The sequence below is a fragment of the Kamptonema animale CS-326 genome, from assembly GCF_028330895.1.
Lineage (GTDB): Bacteria > Cyanobacteriota > Cyanobacteriia > Cyanobacteriales > Microcoleaceae > Kamptonema > Kamptonema formosum.
Genome location: NZ_JAQMUA010000123.1, coordinates 1 through 2974, shown reverse-complemented (window position 1 = coordinate 2974; position 2974 = coordinate 1). Strand labels below are relative to the sequence as shown.

The 2974-nt window shown below is 41.4% G+C and carries 3 protein-coding genes; 1 reads left to right on the top strand and 2 read right to left on the bottom strand.

Features of this window, described 5'->3' with window-relative positions:
• Positions 1–176: 176 nt before the first annotated feature.
• Positions 177–845 (top strand): 2OG-Fe dioxygenase family protein, encoded by a 669-nt coding sequence (locus PN499_RS07210; protein ID WP_272031027.1) that lies wholly within the window; start codon positions 177–179, stop codon positions 843–845.
• A 259-nt stretch (positions 846–1104) separates the two neighbouring features.
• Here the strand turns inward: PN499_RS07210 and PN499_RS07205 are convergent, their stop codons facing one another.
• Complete coding sequence (locus PN499_RS07205) at positions 1105–1689, bottom strand: DUF2382 domain-containing protein (RefSeq protein ID WP_272031026.1); 585 nt, start codon at positions 1687–1689, stop codon at positions 1105–1107.
• Between the two features lie 141 nt (positions 1690–1830).
• Complete coding sequence (locus PN499_RS07200) at positions 1831–2679, bottom strand: DUF2382 domain-containing protein (RefSeq protein WP_272031025.1); 849 nt, start codon at positions 2677–2679, stop codon at positions 1831–1833.
• Positions 2680–2974: the final 295 nt, after the last annotated feature.

The window sequence follows — 2974 nt, the reverse complement described above, 5'->3', positions numbered from 1 at the left end:
CGCCAAGATGGCGGCGTTACGTAAACCGTGCAGAATTACTAGCTAATCTTCACCATAACTTTGCAAACTGTGTATTTAGCTTAGCCGCATTCACAAAAAAGCTACTCTATACTGGAGATATACACCTCCTTAAGGAAAACTTAAGATAGGGATCAACGCTAAAATTATAAAATCCTATGAAAACCTTACTGGGATCGACAAATTTGGATTATGCTTTCATGTTTACCTTTAAAAAGGTAAACTCGATTAAGCTAGAAGGTTTTAAGCAATTTTTTGATGATTTACCTCTCGATCCTTACATCAAAGGTAAGTATCGATACAGAAGATTATCGCGCTTCATGGTTAACGGCGATGAATTAATAAAGTTACCTCATGGCTACCTTTTCCAAAGCAAAGAATATAATCCGATAGTAGGAGATATTAAAAGAGATTTTGCGGAACTAGACGATGAAATGATCGCCCAGGATATCTTTAAACATCTGGTTTTAGCTTTTACTGATTCCTGCAAACTTCATCCAGAAGCGGAAATCGGAATTCATCAAATTAGAACTACTTGTTCTCTCAATAATTTTGGCAATCCTGCACCTGAAGGTATCCATCAAGACGGTACTGATTTTGTTGGTATTTTCTCGGTTGACAGAACTAATATTCTCGGCGGAGAAACACATCTTTACATGGGTAAAAAGGAAAAACCAGTGTTTAAGAAAGTCCTAAATCCGGGGGAAATGCTATTAGTAAATGACCATGAATTTTTCCACTTTACTACTCCGATTAAACCCGAATCTGCGGGTGTGGGGACAAGGGATGTGTTTGTGCTAACTTCCCCAAGTTTGCTGACTAATTAATTATAGCTAGGGACTAGGGGAAGAGGGGAATAGAATCAATGGTTTTGACCATAAGCGAGTGTTCTCACTGTCTTGGCGGTTGCTAGAATTTTTATTCTCTCATTGCGAGTGAAGCAATTTTATTATTCTGTCATTGCGAGCGAAGCGAAGCAATCGCAAAGGCTTAAGATTGCTTCGCTTCGCTCGCAATGACAAGTTACATTTTTATCTGTTAATCGGCATTCGTTAACCCTAAAATAAATTTTTAGTAATTTTGTTTTCAACCTTCGTAGCTGTCAAACCAATTTTGGTAAGTTTCCTGAACTTGGTTATTTTCCAGAACAATTTCCAATCGGACTTTAGCACATCCGTGATGTGGCTGGCTGGCGATCGCACTTAAAACTTTACTAGCTTTTTGTACCGAAGTAAATTCAGCACTAACAGTAGGCTGAGCGTTAGCCTGCGCCATTTCTGCCAATTCTACGCCAGTAACCTGACCTTCACCTAAATCAATTTCTGCAAGGCGCTCAGGTACTTCCCCCACTCGTTCAATAATCAGTTTCTCACGACGGACAGGAACCTCTACCATGCGGGTTTCCACTTCTTTGCGGACAATGACTTCACCTACTTTCCGCTTACTGCGATTAACAACTAAGCGTTCTTCTAGGAGCATGATTTCCTTTTGCTCCACCGTTTCCGGTATCGCCATTAATTCCGCAATTTCGGAAGGATCGATGGCTTCCTGATTTTCTACTATATCCGAGCTAATTGGCAGAGGTTCCTCTGCCATAATCGGCTCTACCACAAGGTTATTGTGGAGTTGTGTTTTTATAGATTCAAGTTCTTTATTAGACGCTTCGCTCATGGTTTTTTACCTGAATAAATCTTTGTTAAAATTACAGGCAGAGCTGAGAAAATGCCCTGCCTGCATTGCCTTTAAAGACTTTACTGCTTAGATATCTCAACATCCATTGAGCTATCTGTTTAACCATTGGCGGTTAAATTTTTAACGCATTTTGTTGTCAACAACTGGCTCGCCATTGGTTGTAACGTCTAGCTCTTGGCGGCGCAATGTTTCTTCACCCTCAACAGTGTCGCGGATAACTTCTTTTCTGACGTTGACTTGCTCGCGCACAAAAGCTTCTTTGTGAATATCAGCGGTTTCTTCGTAAACTTCCATCCGCGCAACTTCTCCTTGTTGGAAGTCAACAGCACCAACAGGTACTTCCCGACCCGCGTCTGCTGGTGTCATGCGCTCAATCACAACCCGCTCTTTTTCAATAGGTACGGAAGCGCGTGCTGTTTCAGTCTCTACTCGCTTGCCAACTGCAACTTCACCTGTTTTTTGCCGGCTTTTATTCGCGATCAAACGTTCTTCATACAATTTCAGAGTTTGATGATTTTGCTCGTTTGTATCGTAGAGGGGGCGGTCTAGATCGTAGTTATACGTACTGCGATCGTAGTCACCAGAAATGGGTGCAGCGTAATCAGCTTGATTGCGGTAAACTCCTCTGATCTGCTCTTCTTCGTTGTAATCAAGCGATTCTAGCTCATTGTAAGCAGGTAATTGTTCTACTTGGTCTTTATTGCGAATGCCTGTAGCAAAGACGCGCCGCGCTCCATAATCGATGCGAGCCGAACCGATGGGAAGCAATACTTTCTTGCCAAAAATCCAAATTCCGGTATCGATTACTAAATAGCGAAAGCGACCAGTTTCATCAACTAGAGCGTCGTAAACGCTGCCGATTTTCTCGTTAGAGTCGCCGCCATAAACATCAAAACCTTTAATGTCATCCCCTGCAAAAATCTCTTCCTTATAGTTAGGATAAAAGTCTGCCAGCTTTAAAAGTGTCATGTTTTTTCCCTCTTGTATCAACATATATAAAGCTTAAAAAGTTATTAGTTATTCTCCATCTTCCTAAAGTCTGAACTGTTAAATTACTCTTTATTAATCCTTTTGAGTAGCTGTTCTGGCTCTAGCAAGGATGAGGGGATCGCTCTACCAAACTCAGCTACTTAGGGCTTGCTGAATAAGTTAGAAAAAATCGCGATCGCGTAGCCAGCCGCAGCCATCGCACTTGATGGGCAATTCAAGCTCGGTCAAACATAACTTTTTGTTGACTATAACTTGCCCAAGTATAGCTTTTAAT

Bases quoted from the DNA above. Each gene is read 5' to 3' on its own strand.
- PN499_RS07210 (WP_272031027.1), top strand. From the start codon at position 177: ATGAAAACCTTACTGGGATCGACAAATTTGGATTATGCTTTCATGTTT.
- PN499_RS07205 (WP_272031026.1), bottom strand. From the start codon at position 1,689: ATGAGCGAAGCGTCTAATAAAGAACTTGAATCTATAAAAACACAACTC.
- PN499_RS07200 (WP_272031025.1), bottom strand. From the start codon at position 2,679: ATGACACTTTTAAAGCTGGCAGACTTTTATCCTAACTATAAGGAAGAG.